The organism is Actinosynnema sp. NPDC053489 (genome assembly GCF_044544865.1).
Lineage (GTDB): Bacteria > Actinomycetota > Actinomycetes > Mycobacteriales > Pseudonocardiaceae > Actinosynnema.
In genome coordinates this window covers 161,826-177,463 of the sequence record NZ_JBITXT010000002.1, presented here as the reverse complement: position 1 = coordinate 177,463, position 15,638 = coordinate 161,826, and the positions used below count along the sequence as shown (strand labels likewise).

At 73.5% G+C, this 15,638-nt stretch carries 13 protein-coding genes; 8 read left to right on the top strand and 5 right to left on the bottom strand.

What is annotated here, in order from left to right:
• Position 1: 1 nt before the first annotated feature.
• Both ACIGNX_RS03780 and ACIGNX_RS03775 read right to left on the bottom strand, forming a co-directional pair.
• A complete protein-coding gene (locus tag ACIGNX_RS03780; protein ID WP_396535990.1) occupies positions 2 to 412 on the bottom strand; it encodes a hypothetical protein in 411 nt (136 codons plus the stop codon).
• A gap of 50 nt (positions 413 to 462) precedes the next feature.
• Positions 463 to 855, bottom strand: a complete 393-nt coding sequence (locus ACIGNX_RS03775) for a hypothetical protein (protein ID WP_396535988.1) — start codon at positions 853 to 855, stop codon at positions 463 to 465.
• Between the two features lie 84 nt (positions 856 to 939).
• On the opposite strand from ACIGNX_RS03775, the gene ACIGNX_RS03770 reads away from it, so the two are divergent.
• From ACIGNX_RS03770 to ACIGNX_RS03755, 4 genes are read left to right on the top strand one after another with little or no spacing between them, the layout of a single operon-like run.
• Complete coding sequence (locus ACIGNX_RS03770) at positions 940 to 1,548, top strand: heme-copper oxidase subunit III (RefSeq protein ID WP_396535986.1); 609 nt, start codon at positions 940 to 942, stop codon at positions 1,546 to 1,548.
• 44 nt (positions 1,549 to 1,592) lie between these two features.
• Positions 1,593 to 2,402: a c-type cytochrome gene (locus ACIGNX_RS03765; RefSeq protein WP_396535984.1), complete on the top strand. Its 810-nt coding sequence runs from the start codon at positions 1,593 to 1,595 to the stop codon at positions 2,400 to 2,402.
• The gene (locus ACIGNX_RS03760) at positions 2,399 to 3,523 is read left to right on the top strand and encodes a ubiquinol-cytochrome c reductase iron-sulfur subunit (protein ID WP_396535982.1); all 1,125 of its coding nucleotides are present in this window, start codon (positions 2,399 to 2,401) and stop codon (positions 3,521 to 3,523) included. Before ACIGNX_RS03765 ends, ACIGNX_RS03760 begins: the two co-directional genes overlap by 4 nt.
• The gene (locus ACIGNX_RS03755; RefSeq protein WP_396535980.1) at positions 3,520 to 5,190 is read left to right on the top strand and encodes a cytochrome bc complex cytochrome b subunit; all 1,671 of its coding nucleotides are present in this window, start codon (positions 3,520 to 3,522) and stop codon (positions 5,188 to 5,190) included. Before ACIGNX_RS03760 ends, ACIGNX_RS03755 begins: the two co-directional genes overlap by 4 nt.
• An 82-nt stretch (positions 5,191 to 5,272) precedes the next feature.
• Here ACIGNX_RS03755 and ACIGNX_RS03750 read toward each other — a convergent pair whose 3' ends face one another.
• Both ACIGNX_RS03750 and ACIGNX_RS03745 read right to left on the bottom strand, forming a co-directional pair.
• A complete protein-coding gene (locus tag ACIGNX_RS03750; RefSeq protein ID WP_158840431.1) occupies positions 5,273 to 5,557 on the bottom strand; it encodes an Lrp/AsnC family transcriptional regulator in 285 nt (94 codons plus the stop codon).
• Between the two features lie 40 nt (positions 5,558 to 5,597).
• Entirely contained in the window at positions 5,598 to 7,301 is a 1,704-nt protein-coding gene (locus ACIGNX_RS03745; RefSeq protein ID WP_396535978.1) for a DEDD exonuclease domain-containing protein, read from the bottom strand.
• Positions 7,302 to 7,407: 106 nt separating this feature from the next.
• On the opposite strand from ACIGNX_RS03745, the gene ACIGNX_RS03740 reads away from it, so the two are divergent.
• The 4 genes from ACIGNX_RS03740 to ACIGNX_RS03725 all read left to right on the top strand — a co-directional run bounded on the left by ACIGNX_RS03740 (position 7,408) and on the right by ACIGNX_RS03725 (position 12,556).
• Positions 7,408 to 8,757 carry an NYN domain-containing protein gene (locus ACIGNX_RS03740; protein WP_396535976.1) on the top strand — a complete coding sequence of 450 codons (1,350 nt, stop codon included), beginning with the start codon at positions 7,408 to 7,410 and terminating at the stop codon, positions 8,755 to 8,757.
• A gap of 294 nt (positions 8,758 to 9,051) precedes the next feature.
• The gene (locus ACIGNX_RS03735) at positions 9,052 to 10,095 is read left to right on the top strand and encodes an NlpC/P60 family protein (RefSeq protein ID WP_396535974.1); all 1,044 of its coding nucleotides are present in this window, start codon (positions 9,052 to 9,054) and stop codon (positions 10,093 to 10,095) included.
• Between the two features lie 67 nt (positions 10,096 to 10,162).
• Positions 10,163 to 11,416, top strand: coding sequence for a hypothetical protein (locus ACIGNX_RS03730; RefSeq protein WP_396535972.1), 1,254 nt, complete (start codon positions 10,163 to 10,165; stop codon positions 11,414 to 11,416).
• A gap of 9 nt (positions 11,417 to 11,425) precedes the next feature.
• A complete protein-coding gene (locus ACIGNX_RS03725) occupies positions 11,426 to 12,556 on the top strand; it encodes a glycosyltransferase family 4 protein (protein WP_396535970.1) in 1,131 nt (376 codons plus the stop codon).
• Positions 12,557 to 12,666: 110 nt separating this feature from the next.
• On the opposite strand, the gene ACIGNX_RS03720 is transcribed toward ACIGNX_RS03725, so the two are convergent.
• Positions 12,667 to 15,561, bottom strand: coding sequence for a BTAD domain-containing putative transcriptional regulator (locus tag ACIGNX_RS03720; protein WP_396535968.1), 2,895 nt, complete (start codon positions 15,559 to 15,561; stop codon positions 12,667 to 12,669).
• Positions 15,562 to 15,638 lie beyond the last annotated feature (77 nt).

Genomic DNA, 15,638 nt, shown 5'->3' with positions numbered 1-15,638 from the left:
CTCAGCCCCGCACCACGGGCAGCGCCGTCGAGCGCAGCACCTCGGCCACGGTCTCGGCGGCGGCCAGCGGGTCGAGCGGGTGCACCAGCACCGCGTCCGCCTGCGACCAGGTCGCCAGCCACCGGTCGTCCTTGCGGCGCACCGCGACCACGATCGGGGGGCAGTCGGTGATCTCGTTCTTGAGCTGCCGGGACAGGCCCATGCCACCGGTCGGCTGCGCCTCGCCGTCGAGGATGGCCAGGTCGACGCCGCCGTTGTCCATCTCGTAGAGGACGTCGGCGACCGTCCCGACCTCGACGTACTCGACGCGGCCCAGGTCCGGCGCGGGACGGCGACCCACCGCAGTGATGATCGTCTCACGCACCTCGGGGCGGTGGCTGAACACCAGGATCCTGGTCGTCTGCGTGCTCATCTGCGCGTCCTCCGGCGGGTCGGCTTGCCAGGTGCCCAGATGCTATCCGGCTAACCGTGCGTGACCTGAAGTGCGTCCCACCCGATCCAGTCGCCGCCCAGCCGCTGCGCCAGGCCCGCCATCCTGGCCCGCTCCTGCGCGCAGTGCAGCGCGTCGAGCCGCTGGACCCGCATCGCGTGCCAGCGACCGTCGTGGCGCAGCTCCCACCCGTCCGGCGCGAGCAGCTCCCGGGCCCGTTCGACCTGGTCAGGCGGCAGTTCGAGGTGGTGCCGCAGCACGGCGGGCTCCTCGGGCCGCCACCGCGGCGAGCGGGCCAGCGCCGCCGAGTCCGCCTCCGCCGCGTCGAACGCCTCGACCACCACCGACAGACCGGGTGAATCGATCCCCAGTGGGGGTACACCCCTGCGCGCGCGCCGATCACGCCACCGGCTCAACAACCCCATGACCGTCCTCACCGTGCGTGTGACCCAGATGACCTGCGTACGTGCCCCGGACCCGATGGGCGGGACGAAAACCTGCAAGCAATAATGCGTCGTGTGACAACGGCAGCGCCCTCAATCGGCCAGCGCGTGCACTCGCTGAACCGCCCGAACATGGTCAGCGTCGGCACGATCGTCTGGCTGTCCAGTGAGCTCATGTTCTTCGCGGGGCTCTTCGCCATGTTTTTCACGGTGAAGGCCCAGAACGAGGGGCACTGGCCACCAGAGCCGACCGAGCTGAACGTGCCCTACGCACTGTTCTTCACGATCATCCTGGTGGCGTCCTCGTTCACCTGCCAGTGGGGCGTGTTCGCCGCCGAGCGGGGTGACGTCTTCGGCCTGCGCCGCTGGTACATCGTGACGCTGGTGATGGGCGCGATCTTCGTGGCCGGTCAGGCCGGTGAGTACCTCAACCTCGTGCACGAGGGCACCACGATCCCGGGCTCCGCCTACGGCACCGTCTTCTACCTGACGACCGGCTTCCACGGGCTGCACGTCATCGGTGGCCTGATCGCGTTCGGCTACCTGCTGGTCCGCACGAAGCTGAGCAAGTTCACGCCCGCGCAGGCGACCTCCGCGATCGTCGTGTCGTACTACTGGCACTTCGTCGACGTCGTCTGGATCGGCTTGTTCGCCGTCATCTACATCGTGCCCTGACCAGCTCGAACCCCGAACTCACACCAGCAAGGGTTGCCGCACACATGACCACCAACACCACACGGGCCCGGAAGCGCAGCACCAAGCTGCGCAGGCGGATCTCGGGCCTGCTCGCGCTGGGCTTCGCGCTGCTGGCCGCGGGCTTCCTGTTCAGCGCCCTCGCGCCGCAGCCGCAGACCGCGCAGGCGCAGGACGACCCGGCGCAGGTGCGACTGGGCGAGCAGCTCTACAACAACACCTGCATCAGCTGCCACGGCAAGAACCTCGACGGCGTCGAGGACCGCGGCCCCAGCCTCATCGGCGTGGGCGACGCGGCCGTGTACTTCCAGGTGTCCTCCGGCCGCATGCCCATGGCCCGCCAGGAGGCCCAGGCGCAGCGCAAGCCCGCCAAGTTCACGCCGGAGGAGGTGGACGCCATCGGCGCGTTCATCCAGTCCCGCGGCGGCGGCCCCGAGCGCCCCGAGGAGCGCGGCGAGGCCCTGCGCGGCGACGACCCGGCCCGCGGCGGCGAGCTGTTCCGCCTCAACTGCGCGGCGTGCCACAACTTCACCGGCCGCGGCGGGGCGCTGTCGTCCGGCAAGTTCGCGCCCGAGCTCGACGGGGTCACCGAGGACCAGATCTACACCGCGATGCTCACGGGCCCGCAGAACATGCCGAAGTTCTCCGACCGGCAGCTCACGTCGGAGGAGAAGAAGGACATCATCGCTTACATCAAGTCGGTGACCGACGGGAACAACAACCCCGGCGGCGCCCCCCTCGGCGGCCTCGGGCCGGTATCGGAGGGTCTGATCGCGTTCATCGTGGGTATCGCCGCCCTGATCGGCGTGACCCTCTGGATCGGAGCCAAGGCATGAGCGGCGTGAAGCCGAACGAGCTGCCCGACGAGGCGGAACTCGCCGGGATGAGCCGGGACGAGCTGGTCAAGCTCGGCACCAACCTGGACGGCGTCGAGCTGGTCCACTACGAGGACCGCTGGCCGGTCAAGGGCACCCGCGCCGAGAAGCGCGCCGAGCGCCTGGTGGCCCTGTGGTTCACCATCGCCGCGCTGGCCGGCCTCGCGTTCCTCGCCGCGTTCCTGTGGTGGCCGTGGAAGTACGAGGCCCCCAACACCGAGCACCACTTCCTGTACAGCCTGTACACGCCGGTCATCGGCCTCACGCTCGGCCTGTCGGTCCTCGGCCTGGGCGTCGGCGCGCTGCTCTACACGAAGAAGTTCATCCCCGAGGAGCTGGCCGTCCAGCAGCGCCACGACGGCGGGTCGGCCGAGGTGGACAAGGCCACGATCCTCGCGCAGCTCGGCGACGCGGGCGAGCGGTCCACGATCGGCCGCCGGTCGCTCATCAAGCGCACCGCGGGCCTGGGCGCCGGCCTGTTCGGCCTCGGCGTGCTCGCCGTGCCGCTGGGCGGGTTGATCCGCAACCCGTGGGCCGACAGCGAGTCCAAGGACTCGCTGTGGCACACCGGCTGGAAGTCGGAGAACGGCGAGAAGGTCTACCTGCGCAACTACACGGGCGACCCGCACGACGTCCAGCTCGTCCGGCCGGAGGACCTGGACGCGGGCGGCTACCTGACCGTCTTCCCGTTCCGCGAGTCCGAGCGGGACGACGAGCACGCCCTGATCGCCGCGGTGAAGCGGGTCGACAACCCGGTCCTGCTGCTCAAGTTCCGCCCCGGCCAGCAGATCGTCAAGCGGGCCGGCCAGGAGGACTTCAACTACGGCGACATCTACGCCTACTCGAAGATCTGCACGCACCTCGGGTGCCCGGCCTCGCTGTACGAGCAGCAGACCGGTCTGCTGCTGTGCCCGTGCCACCAGTCCCAGTTCGACGTCTTCCACTACGCGAAGCCGCGGTTCGGCCCGGCGACCCGTGCGCTGCCGCAGCTTCCCATCACGGTTGACGAGGACGGATACTTGATTGCCCGCGGCGACTTCATCGAGGCCGTGGGTCCGGCGTTCTGGGAGCGTAAGTCATGAGCGGCATCACCACGCCGACCAAACGGCAGGGCGCGGGCGCCCGCGTGGCGGGTGGCGCCGCCAAGTGGGCCGACGACCGGTTCCACATGGCCGGTGGCCTGCGCAAGCAGCTGAACAAGGTCTTCCCGACGCACTGGTCGTTCCTGCTCGGCGAGATCGCGCTGTACAGCTTCATCGTCCTGCTGCTGTCGGGCACCTACCTGGCGTTGTTCTTCGACCCCTCCATGGAAGAGGTCATCTACAACGGCACGTTCCACAACCTGCAGGGCATCCCGATGTCCCGCGCGTTCGAGTCGACGCTGCAGATCAGCTTCGACGTGCGCGGCGGCCTCTTCGTCCGCCAGGTGCACCACTGGGCCGCGCTGCTGTTCATGGGCGCGATCGTCGTGCACATGTTCCGGATCTTCTTCACGGGCGCGTTCCGCCGCCCGCGTGAGATCAACTGGGTCATCGGCATCGTGCTGTTCATGCTCGGCGCGATCGAGGGCTTCCTCGGCTACTCGCTGCCCGACGACCTGCTGTCCGGCACCGGCCTGCGGGTGATGGCCGGCCTGCTGATCTCGATCCCGGTGATCGGCACCTGGCTGAACTGGCTGGCCTTCGGCGGCGAGTTCCCGGGCACCGAGATCATCCCGCGGCTCTACACGCTGCACATCCTGGTCATCCCGGGCATCATCCTGGCGCTGATCGCGGTGCACCTGGGCGTCGTCTGGTACCAGAAGCACACGCAGTTCCCGGGCGTCGGCCGCAAGGAGACCAACGTCGTCGGCGTGCGCATCATGCCGGTGTTCGCGGCCAAGGGCGGCGGCTTCTTCGCCCTCGTCGTGGGCCTCACGGCGATCATGGGCGGCGTGTTCCAGATCAACCCGGTGTGGAACTTCGGCCCGTACAACGCGGGCCAGGTGTCGGCGGGCGTGCAGCCCGACTGGTACATGGGCTGGACCGACGGCCTGATCCGCCTGTGGCCCGCGTGGGAGCTGTACCTGGGCAACTACACGGTGCCCGAGCCGTTCCTGCCGTTCATGCTCGGCCTGCCGCTGCTGACCGGCCTCGCCGCGGTGTACCCGTGGATCGAGCGGAAGCTGACCAAGGACTACGCGCACCACAACCTGCTCCAGCGCCCGCGCGACGTGCCGGTCCGCACGTCGCTGGGCATGATGGCGATCGCGTACTTCATGGTGCTGCTGCTCTCGGGCGGCAACGACATCATCGCGATGAAGTTCGACATCTCGCTGAACGCGATGACGTGGATCGGCCGCATCGGCATGCTGGTCATCCCGCCGCTGACGTACTTCATCACCTACCGGATCTGCATCGGGCTGCAGCGCGGTGACCGCGAGGTGCTGGAGCACGGCGTCGAGACGGGCATCATCAAGCGCCTGCCGCACGGCGAGTTCATCGAGGTCCACCAGCCGCTGGGCCCGGTGGACGACCACGGCCACCCGCTGCCCCTGGCCTACCAGGCCGCGCCGGTGCCGAAGAAGATGAACAAGCTGGGTTCGGCGGGCCACCCGGTGCCGGGCAGCTTCCTGAGCCCGGACCCGGCCGAGGAGACCGCCGCCCTGTCCCGGGCCCGGGCCGAGCGCGGCGTCGCGGGCGACTCCCTGAGCGCCGAGAACAAGCCGGCGGGCGAGTTGGCGGGCAAGCCGGCCCAGCCGGACGCCTGACCCCGTTCACGGGAAGGGCCCGCACCTCGACCGAGGTGCGGGCCCTTCCCGTTGTCGTGGTCGTGCCGGCCCGACGCGCCGATCAGGCGTCTTCGAGGCCGATGGCGAACGCCGCGTCCGTGTCGCGCTTGGAGTACGACCGGAACGAGATGTGGGTGTCCGTGTTGAGCACGCCGGGCACCTTCGAGATGTGGCCGGGCACCAGATCGGCCAGGTCCTCGTGCCGGGCGACCTTGACCAGGGCGATGAGGTCGACGTCGCCGGCGCACGAGTAGACCTCGGTGACGCCCTCGATGTCGGCGATCGCCTGCGCCGCGTCCGGGATGCTCTCGGCGGCGGCCTGGATCAGCACGATCGCGGTGATCACAGCGGTCCTCCACGGGTCGGGGGTAACGACCCGGCACATGCTAGTGGCCCGCGTCCCGGTACTGGTCCCGACCGGCCTCCGCGCGCGCCACCCACTCCCGCCACGCCCCGGCGGCGGACGCGGGCGAGGTCCACGGGCGGTCGCAGCGCACCAGCCGGGTGCCCGGCCGGTCGATCCACCGCAGCACCACGCCGACCTCCTCGGCGGGCGCGCCGAACAGCGGGCCCTCGCCGGGGACCACGGTCTCCGCGGACGCCACCAGCGCGTCGACCACCGGCATGGGCCGCGTGCCGCGCCGCGCCACGCCCGCCGACGCCAGCCGGCCGTGCCGCACCACGGCGAACTCCCACCCGCCGGAACCGTCCGGGCGGGCGGCCACCAGCTCGGGCAGCGCCGCCAGGCCCGCGAGCCGCTGCGCCCGGTCCAACGCCCGCACCAGCGACGACATCCGGTCGCGCCGGGTGGCGGCGTCCTCGAACCGGTGGGCGGCGGCGAGCGCGTCGATCTGCGCGGTCAGGTCGTGCAGCGGGGCCACGTCCGCGCCGGCGACCAGGTCGCGGAACGCGGTGGCGGCGGGGGAGTAGTCGGCCGCCGACTGCCGTCCCGCGCACGGCGCCTTGCACCGGCCGAGCTCGAACAGCGCGCACGGCGTGCCGGACGGGTTGCGCGCCGGGATGCGGATGGCGCACGCCCGCAGCGGCACGGCCTCCAGCACCGCCTCCAGGGCCGTCTCGGCGAGCCTGCGGGACCGGAACGGGCCGAACGCCCCTCCGCGCGGCGTGCGGACCACGGAGAGGCGCGGGAACGCCTCCTCCGTGAGCACGAGCCACCACGCCTGGCCCTGGTTCTTCGACCGCCGGTTGTAGGCGGGCTTGTGCGCGGTCAGCAGCCGCAGCTCCCGCACCTCCGCCTCCAGGGAGTGGGCGCACTCCACCGCGTCCACCCGCACCGCGAGCGACACCATCTCCCGCAGCCGCCGCCTGCCCTCGCTCGCGGTGAAGTACTGCCGCACCCGGCGGCGCAGGTCGGACGCCGTGCCGACGTAGAGGACCTCCTCCGACGGGCCGCGGAACAGGTAGACGCCGGGTGCGGACGGCAGGTGCGCGGCGAGGGTGCGCTTGCGCCGCTGCGCGGGCGTCACCTCGGGCAGGTAGGCGACCAGCTCCTCCAGCGAGTGCACGCCGACCGAGCCGACCCGCTCCAGCAGGTGGTGCAGCACCTCCACGGTGGCCCGCGCGTCGATCAGCGCCCGGTGGTTGGGCTGCACGGACACGCCGAACAGCTCGGCCAGCGCCGACAGCCGGCAGCTGGGCGCCTCGTCGCGGCTCAGGACTCGGCGGGCCAGCTTCACCGTGCACACGACCGTCGGCTTGGGCCAGGTGTAGCCGAGCCGGGCGCACGCGGCCTTGATGAAGCCCACGTCGAAGCCGGAGTTGTGCGCGACCAGCACGCAGCCCGCGGCGAACTCCAGGAACGCGGGCAGCACCGTGCCGAGCCGGGGCGCGCCCGTGACCATCAGCTGGGTGATCCCGGTGAGCGCGACGACCTGCGGCGGGATGCCCCGCTCGGGGTCGACGAGGGTGCCGAACTCGCCGATCACCCGCCCGCCGCGCACCTTCACCGCGCCGATCTCGGTGATGGCGTCCGCGTCCGCCCGACCGCCGGTGGTCTCCAGGTCGAACACGACGAACGTGGTCTCGCGCAGCGGTGTGCCCAGTTCGTCGAACGTGAGCTGAGTAGTCATCGGCCGGCACGGTACCGACCCACCCCGACAATCCCGGTGCGGCGGCACCCGCACGGCGGCGGTGAGCGAGCACGGCGGCGTTACCCGGCACAGCTAGCCTGTACGGGTGCAAGACCCGATCGAGCCCGCTGATGGCGCCGACGACCTGGAGCCCGCCCAGGCCGTCGAGTCCACTGTGGATTGGTCCGCCCTGCCGGAGCCGCTGCGCGCCCGGCTCGCGGAGCTGAGCGCGGACGCGTTGGGTGACTTGGCCAAGGTCGACATCCCGCAGTCGCTGCGGGCGGTGGCGCGGTTCGCGCCGACCAAGCGGGCCCGGCTGGGGGCGACGGCGCTGATCGGCGGGTTGAAGGCGTCGCCGAACTTCCGGGCCGCGGTCGTGGAGTGGCTGCGGCGCAACCGGCCGGCCGTGCTGGAGGTGACCGCGCCCGACCCGGTGGCGGCGGGCGCGGCGGCGGTGCTGCAGGGCGAGGAGGTCGCGGCCCACTTCGTCGAACTGGTGGGCAGGCGCGCGGCCGACGCGGCGCTGCGCTCCGAGCGCGACCTGGCCGTGCAGCGGGCCGAGCGGCTCGAGGTGGAGCTGGAGCGGCTGAAGGCGGAGCGGGCCGAGGCGGGCGGCGCGGTGGACAAGATCCGCGAGGCGTCCGAGGCCGAGCTGGAACGGCTGCGCAAGCGGTTGCGGGAGCAGGGCGTGCGGCTGCGGGAGGCCAAGGACCGGGCCGAGGCGGCGGCGGCGGAGGCGAACCGGGTGCGCGCCGAGGCGGAGGCCGAGCTGCGCCGGTTGACCGCCGAGCGGGACCGCGAGCGGGAGCGCGCCGAGCACGAGCGCGCGAAGGCGCAGCGGGCCGAGGCCGACGCCGAGGTGGCCCGCCAGTCCGCCAAGGAGGCCCGCCAGGCCGACGAGGTGCGGTTGGCGCTGCTGGTGGAGACGTTGGACGGCGCGGTGAACGGGTTGCGGCGCGAGCTGGCGCTGGGCGGCGCGGGCCCGCGGCCCGCGGACCTGGTGCGCGGGGCGAGCGCGGCGCAGGGCGCGGTCGGCCGGGTCGAGGACCCGGCGGCGTTGGACCGGCTGCTGGCGCTGCCCGCGGTGCACCTGATCGTGGACGGCTACAACGTCACCAAGACCGGGTACCCGGAGCTGTCGCTGTCGGACCAGCGGGACCGGTTGGTGCACCAGCTGGCGGTGCTGGCGGCGCGCACCGGCGCGGAGGTGACGCTGGTGTTCGACGGCGCGGGCGTGGTGGCCGTGCCGACGTCCGCGCCGCGCGGGGTGCGGGTGCTGTTCAGCGACCCGGGCGTGCTGGCCGACGACGTGATCCGGGCGCTGGTGACCGCCGAGCCCGAGGGCCGTCCGGTGGTCGTGGTGACCTCCGACCGGGCGGTGGCCGATTCCGTCCGTCGGCGGGGCGCGCACCCGGTGCCGTCGGCGGTGCTGCTGGCCCGCTTGGGCCGGGTGTGATGCAGATCGTGTTTTTAACACCACCGGCCGTCACACGAGCAGGTCACAGCTAGGCCGTTCGAGACTTTCGGTGAACTGACGGTGATTTCCGTGCCCCGCTAGTGGACGCCGGGACTCACTTTTCGTAACCTAGCCGAGATCTCGCGGCGAGCAGTGGTCCATCCTGGGCCGCGACGCGGGTTCACCGCCGAATCGGCCTGTCGGGGAGCCGAGCCGGAACTCTCGCACCGAGGTGCCGGGCGCGTCACGCGCCCGACCGGCAGGCGGGTTCAGACGAAGGAGACACACGCGACTGTGGCGTCGCAACGACTCAAGCGCGGCCTGCGCGGGGCGATGGCGGCCACGGCGGTGGCCGCTGCCGCGGTGGGCGCACTGCCCGTACCCGCCGGAGCCCAGCCGAACACCCCCGCGAACGCCTCCGAGGCGCTGAAGAAGTACAACGAGCTGGCCGAGCAGGCGACGAAGCTCAACGAGGAGCTGCTGCGCGCCGAGGAGCAGCGCACCGCCAACCAGACCGAGCTGGACAAGGCCAACGCCGACCTGGCGCAGGCGACCCAGGCGGGCGACCAGGCCAAGGCCGACGAGGAGACCTTCCGCGTCCAGGTCGACAAGCTGACCGAGGCGTCGTTCGAGGGCGCGCGGTTCAACCAGCTGTCGGCCCTGCTGGTGTCGGACTCCCAGCAGGACTTCCTCAACCGCATGTCCGCGCTCGGCGTGCTCGCGTCGGACAACAACGAGTCGCTCGAACGGCTCTCCGGCGCGGTCGACGCCGCCGAGGACGCCCGGCAGAAGGCGGCCGACGCCCAGGGCCGCGCCCAGGCCGCGACCGACGAGGCGACCCGCATCACCGAGGACATCAAGAAGCGGCAGACCGACCTGCAGAACCAGATCACCGAGGTCAAGGACCAGCTCAACCGGCTGACCGCGCAGGAGCGCACCTCGCTGTCGAGCGTCGGCCAGAAGGTGACCGCCACCGACGTGCCCGCGAACGCGGCGGGCGTCGCGCTGCAGTTCGCCCTCGACCAGCAGGGTGACATGTACCTGTACGGCGCCACCGGCCCGGACCGCTGGGACTGCTCCGGCCTGACGTCGAAGGCGTACGCGTACGCCGGCGTCACCATCCCGCGCACCTCCGGCGGCCAGGCGGGCGCCGGTCGTCCCGTCAGCCGCGGCGAGGTCCGCGCCGGCGACCTGATCATCTACAACGGCGGCAACCACGTGGCCATGGCCGTGGACAACGCCCGGGTCGTGCACGCGTCCACCGACGGCGTGCCGGTCAAGGTCGTGTCGCTGGAGAGCCCCGGCAGCATCTACGCCATGCGCCGCATCGCGGGCTGACAACTCCCGTCCGGCAGGGCCATCCTCTTCGTGTGGGGGGTGGCCCTGCCGACGACTTTGGAGGCCCGTGAGCCGCTTCAGGCCGCTGCTGGCCGCGCTGGTGGCCGTGACGTTCCTCGCCGGGCTGGTCACGGCCGTGGTGCCGACGGCGCCGGCGGCGGCGCCCGCGCCCGCCGACACCCGTGCCGACGCCGTCCGCTCGCTGCTCGAACGGCGGGCGCGGGCCGTGCTGGAGCGCGACGGGGCGGCGTTCGCCGCGGACCTCGACCCGCGCGCCGACGCCGGGTTCCGGCAGCGGCAGCTCGACCTGTTCCGCAACCTCGCCGACGTGCCGCTGGCGGAGTGGGGCTACGCGCTCGGCGACGAGGTCGACGTCTCCGCGCTCGCGCGGCCCGACGCCGACGAGGTGTGGGCGCCGGACGTCCGGCTGTCCTACCGGCTCGCCGGCGTCGACGCGGAACCCGGCACCCAGGGCATGGCCTACCTGTTCACCCGCCGCGACGGCCGCTGGTACCTCGCCTCCGACACCGCCCTGGAACCGCTGGGCAGGCGCACCTGGCGCGGGCCGTGGGACTTCGGGCCGTGCCGCGTGCTCGCGGGCGCCGGCGGGTTCGTGCTCGCCCACCCCGGCGGCGAGGACCTGGCCGCACGGGCGCTGGCGGAACTGGACGGCGCCGTCACGGCGGTGACCGAGGTGTGGGGCCGGGCGTGGGCGCGCCAGGTGGCCGTGCTGGTGCCGGCGAGCCGGGAGGAGATGACCGCGCTGGTCGGGCCCGGGTTCGCCACGGGCGCCATCGCGGGCGTCGCGGTGGCCGACCGGGTGGACCCCGGCACGCGCACGGCCCGCGGCCAGCGGGTGGTGCTGAACGCCGACAGCGCGGGCGCGTTGTCGCCCTCGGCGCTGCGCGTGCTGCTGCGGCACGAGATCACGCACATCGCCACCCGCGGCGACACCGCGGACGGCGCGCCGATGTGGGCGCTGGAGGGCTTCGCGGACTACGTCGGCTACCGGCGCAGCGACGTGCCGCTGTCGGGGGCCGCGCCGCTGCTGGCCGCGCAGGTGCGCCGGGGCGTGCCCGCCGCGCTGCCCTCGGACGCCGACTTCCGCGGCGCGGCGATGGAGCTGGCCTACCAGCAGGCGTGGTCGGTGAACCTGTACCTGGCCTCGGTGCTGGGCGAGCCGGGGCTGGTGGCGCTGCACCGGCGGCTGGCCCGGGCCCGGCCGTCCGAAGTGGACGGGGTGCTCCTGGAGGCCACCGGTGGGGGCACCGCGGAGCTGGTGCGCGGGTGGCAGGACTTCCTGCGGCGGGCGTTCCCGTAACGTGGTCGCGTGCGTCGGACCCTGCTCGTGACCAACGATTTCCCGCCTCGGCCCGGTGGCATCCAGTCCTACCTGCACGCGCTGGCCGTGCGGCTGCCCGACCTGGTGGTGTACGCGCCGTCGTGGGAGTCGCCGTCGGGCTCGCACCCCGAGTTCGACGCCGTGCAGCCGTTCGAGGTGGTGCGGCACCCCGGGACGTTGATGCTGCCCACACCCGACGTCCTGCGTCGGGCGTCGGACATCCTGCGCGGTGCGCGCTGCGACGCCGTGTGGTTCGGGGCGGCGGCTCCGTTGGCGCTGATGACGTCGCGGTTGCGCGCGGCGGGCGCGTCGCGGGTGATCGCGTCGACGCACGGGCACGAGGTCGGGTGGTCGATGCTGCCGGGCGCGCGGCAGGCGTTGCGGCGGATCGGGGACGACGCGGACGTGGTGACGTTCGTCAGCCGGTACACGCGGTCGCGGTTCGCGGCGGCGTTCGGCCCGCTGGCGGCGCTGGAGCACCTGCCGTCCGGGGTCGACACGTCGGTGTACGCGCCGGACGCGGCGGCGCGGGAGGACGTGCGCGCCCGGTACGGGCTGGGTGACCGCCCGGTGGTGGTGTGCGTGTCGCGGCTCGTGCCGCGCAAGGGGCAGGACGTGCTGGTGCGGGCGCTGCCGGAGATCCGGCGGCGGGTGCCCGGTGCGGCGTTGCTGCTGGTCGGCGGTGGGCCGTACCGGGGGAGGCTGGAGCGGCTGGCGGCGTCGGTCGGCGTGTCCGAGCACGTGGTGATGACCGGGTCCGTGCCGTGGGAGGAGCTGGCCGTGCACTACAACGCGGGCGACGTGTTCGCCATGCCGTGCCGGACGCGGGGGCGAGGGCTGGACGTCGAGGGCCTGGGGATCGTGTACCTGGAGGCGTCGGCCACCGGCCTGCCCGTCGTGGCGGGGCGTTCGGGCGGCGCGCCGGAGACCGTGCGCGACGGCGTGACGGGGCGGGTGGTGGACGGGCGCGAGGTGGCGGAGGTGGCCGACGCCGTCGCCGGCCTGCTGGCCGACCCGGGCACGGCCGCCAAGATGGGCGCGGCGGGCCGCGAGTGGGTGACCTCGCACTGGCGCTGGGACGACCTGGCCGACCGGCTGACGTCCCTGATCGACGCCTGAGCGTTGAACTCGGGGGTCGCGAACGTACGACACACCGGACCTGAACGTAGGACTCTCGCGAGAGTCCTACGTTCAGAGCCCGAGAGTCGTACGTTCGCGACCCGTGAGTTCTACGTTCGGGACGGGTCGTCGAGGGCCTCGCGGACGGCGGCCAGCTCGGCGCGGGCCGACCGCTCGGTGACGCGCAGGCCCAGGTCGGACGTCAGCGTCACGGCCTGGGTGGCCAGCACCTCGGCCTCCGCCACCTGGCCCAGCAGCCGCCGCACGCCCGCCAGGCCCACCAGGGCACGCGCCTCGCCCGGCAGGTAGCCGATCCGCCGCGCCTTGGTCAGGGCCTGCTGGAACTGCTCGTCGGCGGTGCGCAGCGAGCCGAGGCCGCGGTTCGCCGAGGCCATCACCACCAGCACGTTCGTGGTGATCCGCTGGTCGCCGTCCTCCCGCAGCTCCGCCAGCGCCCGGTCGGCCAGCTCCAGCGCCTCGGCGTGCTCGCCTAGGTCCAGCCGCACGGACGCGGTGCTCTCCAACACCCGTGCGGCGGCCTCGCGGAACCCCGCCTCCGCCGACAGCCGCAACGCCTCGGACAGGTGCGTCAACGCGCGCTGCGGCTCGCCCATGAGCTGCGACGCCACCCCGAGCAGCGTCAACGCGGTGATCTCGCCCGCCCGCAGGCCGTGCGCCACGCTGATCGCCAACGCCTCGCCGAGCAGGTCCACCGCCTCGGCCAGCTCACCGGTCTCGATCGCCAGCACGCCCAACCCCGTCAGCACGCCGGTCTCGCCCGCCCGCGACCCGCCCGCCTCCCGCTTCAGCGCCAGGCACGTCTCCAGGTCGTTGCGCGCCGACGCCAGGTCGCCCGCCTCCAGCCGCACGACGCCGAGGTTGCCGCGCACCTCCGCCTCCGACGCCAGGTCACCGGACCTGCGGTGCAGCTCCACGGCCCGCGTGTAGTGCGCGACCGACGTGTCGAAGTCGCCCAGCCGCCAGTGCAGCGTGCCCAGGCTCTGGTGCATCGCCGCCTCACCGGCCACGTCCCGCTGCTCGTGCGCCGCGTCCAACCCGTACCGCGCGGTCGACAGCCACTCGGTGACGTGCTTGCCGATCCACAGGTAGCCGCGCAGCGCGTCGGCCAGCCGCCACGACAGCGCGGCCGGACCCCGTTCGGCGGCCGAGCGGATCGCCGCGGTGAGGTTAGCCCGCTCCGCGTCCAGCCACGCCCGCGCCTGCGCCGCCGTCCCGATCCGCGGCAGCCGCACCGCCCGCCCGGCGGGCGCCGGCAGCCGCATCAGGTCCGGGTACAGCAGCTCGGCGCAGTGGTCGACCGCCCGCACGTAGAACTCCAGCAGCCGCACCCGCGCCGCGGCCACGTCCTCGTCGCCCGACTCGGCCACCTCGACGGCGAACCGCGCCAGCTCGTCGTGGAACGCGTACCGCCCGCCGGCGACGTCCACCAGCCGCGCGGCGGTCAGCTCACCGAGCAGCGCGGCGGCCTCCGGCACGGCCAGGTCGGCCGCGTGCGCCGCCGCCTCCGCGGTGAAGTCCGGCCCCGGCACGACGCTGAGCAGCGCGAACAGCCGCCGTGCGCCGGGGGACAACGCGGCGTGCGCGAGGTCGCGCGGCCGGCGGTCGCCGAGCTGTTCCAGGTACCGCGAGACCGAACCGCCACCCACCGCCGCGGCCGCGATGCGCAGCGACAGCGGCAGGTGCCCGCACCGCCGCGCCAGCTCCAGCGCGGCCTCGTCCGACCGGCGCAGCACCGCCAGCGACTCGTGCGGCTCGAGCACGTCCAACCCGACCCGCCGGGCGCCGTCGACGGCGATCAGCCCCCGCAGGTCGTCCCGGCTGGTCACCAGCACCGGGCAGCTCGCCGCACCGGGCAGCAGCGGCCGCACCTGGTCCGGCGCGGCGGCGTTGTCGAGCACCAGCAGCATCCGCCGGCCGGTCAGCAGCGACCGGAACAGGGTGCTCTGCTCGTCGGAGTCCACCGGGATCTGCTCCGGCGGCACGCCCAGCGCCCGCAGGAACCGGGTCAGCACCTCCACCACCGGCGTGGCCGGACCGGACGCGTACCCCCGCAGGTCCACGTACAGCCGGCCGTCCGGGAACCGGTCGCGCAGCCGGTGCGCCACGTGCACCGCCAGCGCCGTCTTGCCCACCCCGGGCACGCCGGTCAGCGCCACGATCGGCACCGCGGTGCGCGGGCCGTCCGGCGCGATCAGCCGCGAGATCCGCTCGACCGGCTCCTCCCGCCCCACGAACCCCGGCACGTCCGGCGGCAGCTGGTCCGGCACGTCCGGGTCGGCCCGCTCCGCCGGCGCGGCCAGGCTCGGGTCGCCGACCAGGATCGCCTGGTGCAGCTCGCGCAGCGCCGCACCGGGCTCGATGCCGAGCTGCTCGCCCAGCAGCCGGTCCACCCGCCGGAACGCCGCCAGCGCCTCCGCCTGCCTGCTGCCCCGGTACAACGCCACCATCAGCTGCGCCCAGAACCGCTCGCGCAGCGGGTGGTCCGTGGTCAACGACCGCAGCACGGGCACCAGCCGCTCGTGGTTGCCCAGCGCCAGCTCGACGTCGTTGCGCTCCTCGTGCACGACCAGCAGCCGCTCGGCCAGCCGCGGCACCTCGTCGTCGCGCAGCGCCGCCGACGGCACGTCCGACAGGGCCGGGCCCCGCCACAGGCCCAGCGCCCGGGAGTACAGCTCGGCGGCGTCGGCCAGGTGCCCGGACTGGGCCGCCTGCCGCGCGAGGCCCGCCGTCGTGGCGAACCGGTGCGCGTCCACCTGCTCCGGCGGCACGACCAGCCGGTACCCGTCCGAAGTGGTCCGGATCAGCGACGGGTCGCCCAGCAGCTGCCGCAGCCGCATGACGTAGGTCTGCAACGTGCCGCGGGTGCGCGCCGGCGGATCGCCTCCCCACAGCACCGAGACCAGCTCGTTGATCGGGACGACCCGGCCCGCGCGCAGCGCCAGGGCAGCCAGCAGCGCCCGGTGCTTGCCCGCCCGGACGGGCACCGGTCGACCCTGGATGCGCACTTCGAGCGGGCCGAGAAGGCCGAACCACGGCCCAGCTCCCATCCGTTCGCGTCCCC

Bases quoted from the DNA above. Each gene is read 5' to 3' on its own strand.
- ACIGNX_RS03780 (WP_396535990.1), bottom strand. From the start codon at position 412: ATGAGCACGCAGACGACCAGGATCCTGGTGTTCAGCCACCGCCCCGAG.
- ACIGNX_RS03770 (WP_396535986.1), top strand. From the start codon at position 940: ATGCGTCGTGTGACAACGGCAGCGCCCTCAATCGGCCAGCGCGTGCAC.
- ACIGNX_RS03760 (WP_396535982.1), top strand. From the start codon at position 2,399: ATGAGCGGCGTGAAGCCGAACGAGCTGCCCGACGAGGCGGAACTCGCC.
- ACIGNX_RS03755 (WP_396535980.1), top strand. From the start codon at position 3,520: ATGAGCGGCATCACCACGCCGACCAAACGGCAGGGCGCGGGCGCCCGC.
- ACIGNX_RS03745 (WP_396535978.1), bottom strand. From the start codon at position 7,301: ATGACTACTCAGCTCACGTTCGACGAACTGGGCACACCGCTGCGCGAG.
- ACIGNX_RS03775 (WP_396535988.1), bottom strand. From the start codon at position 855: ATGGGGTTGTTGAGCCGGTGGCGTGATCGGCGCGCGCGCAGGGGTGTA.
- ACIGNX_RS03765 (WP_396535984.1), top strand. From the start codon at position 1,593: ATGACCACCAACACCACACGGGCCCGGAAGCGCAGCACCAAGCTGCGC.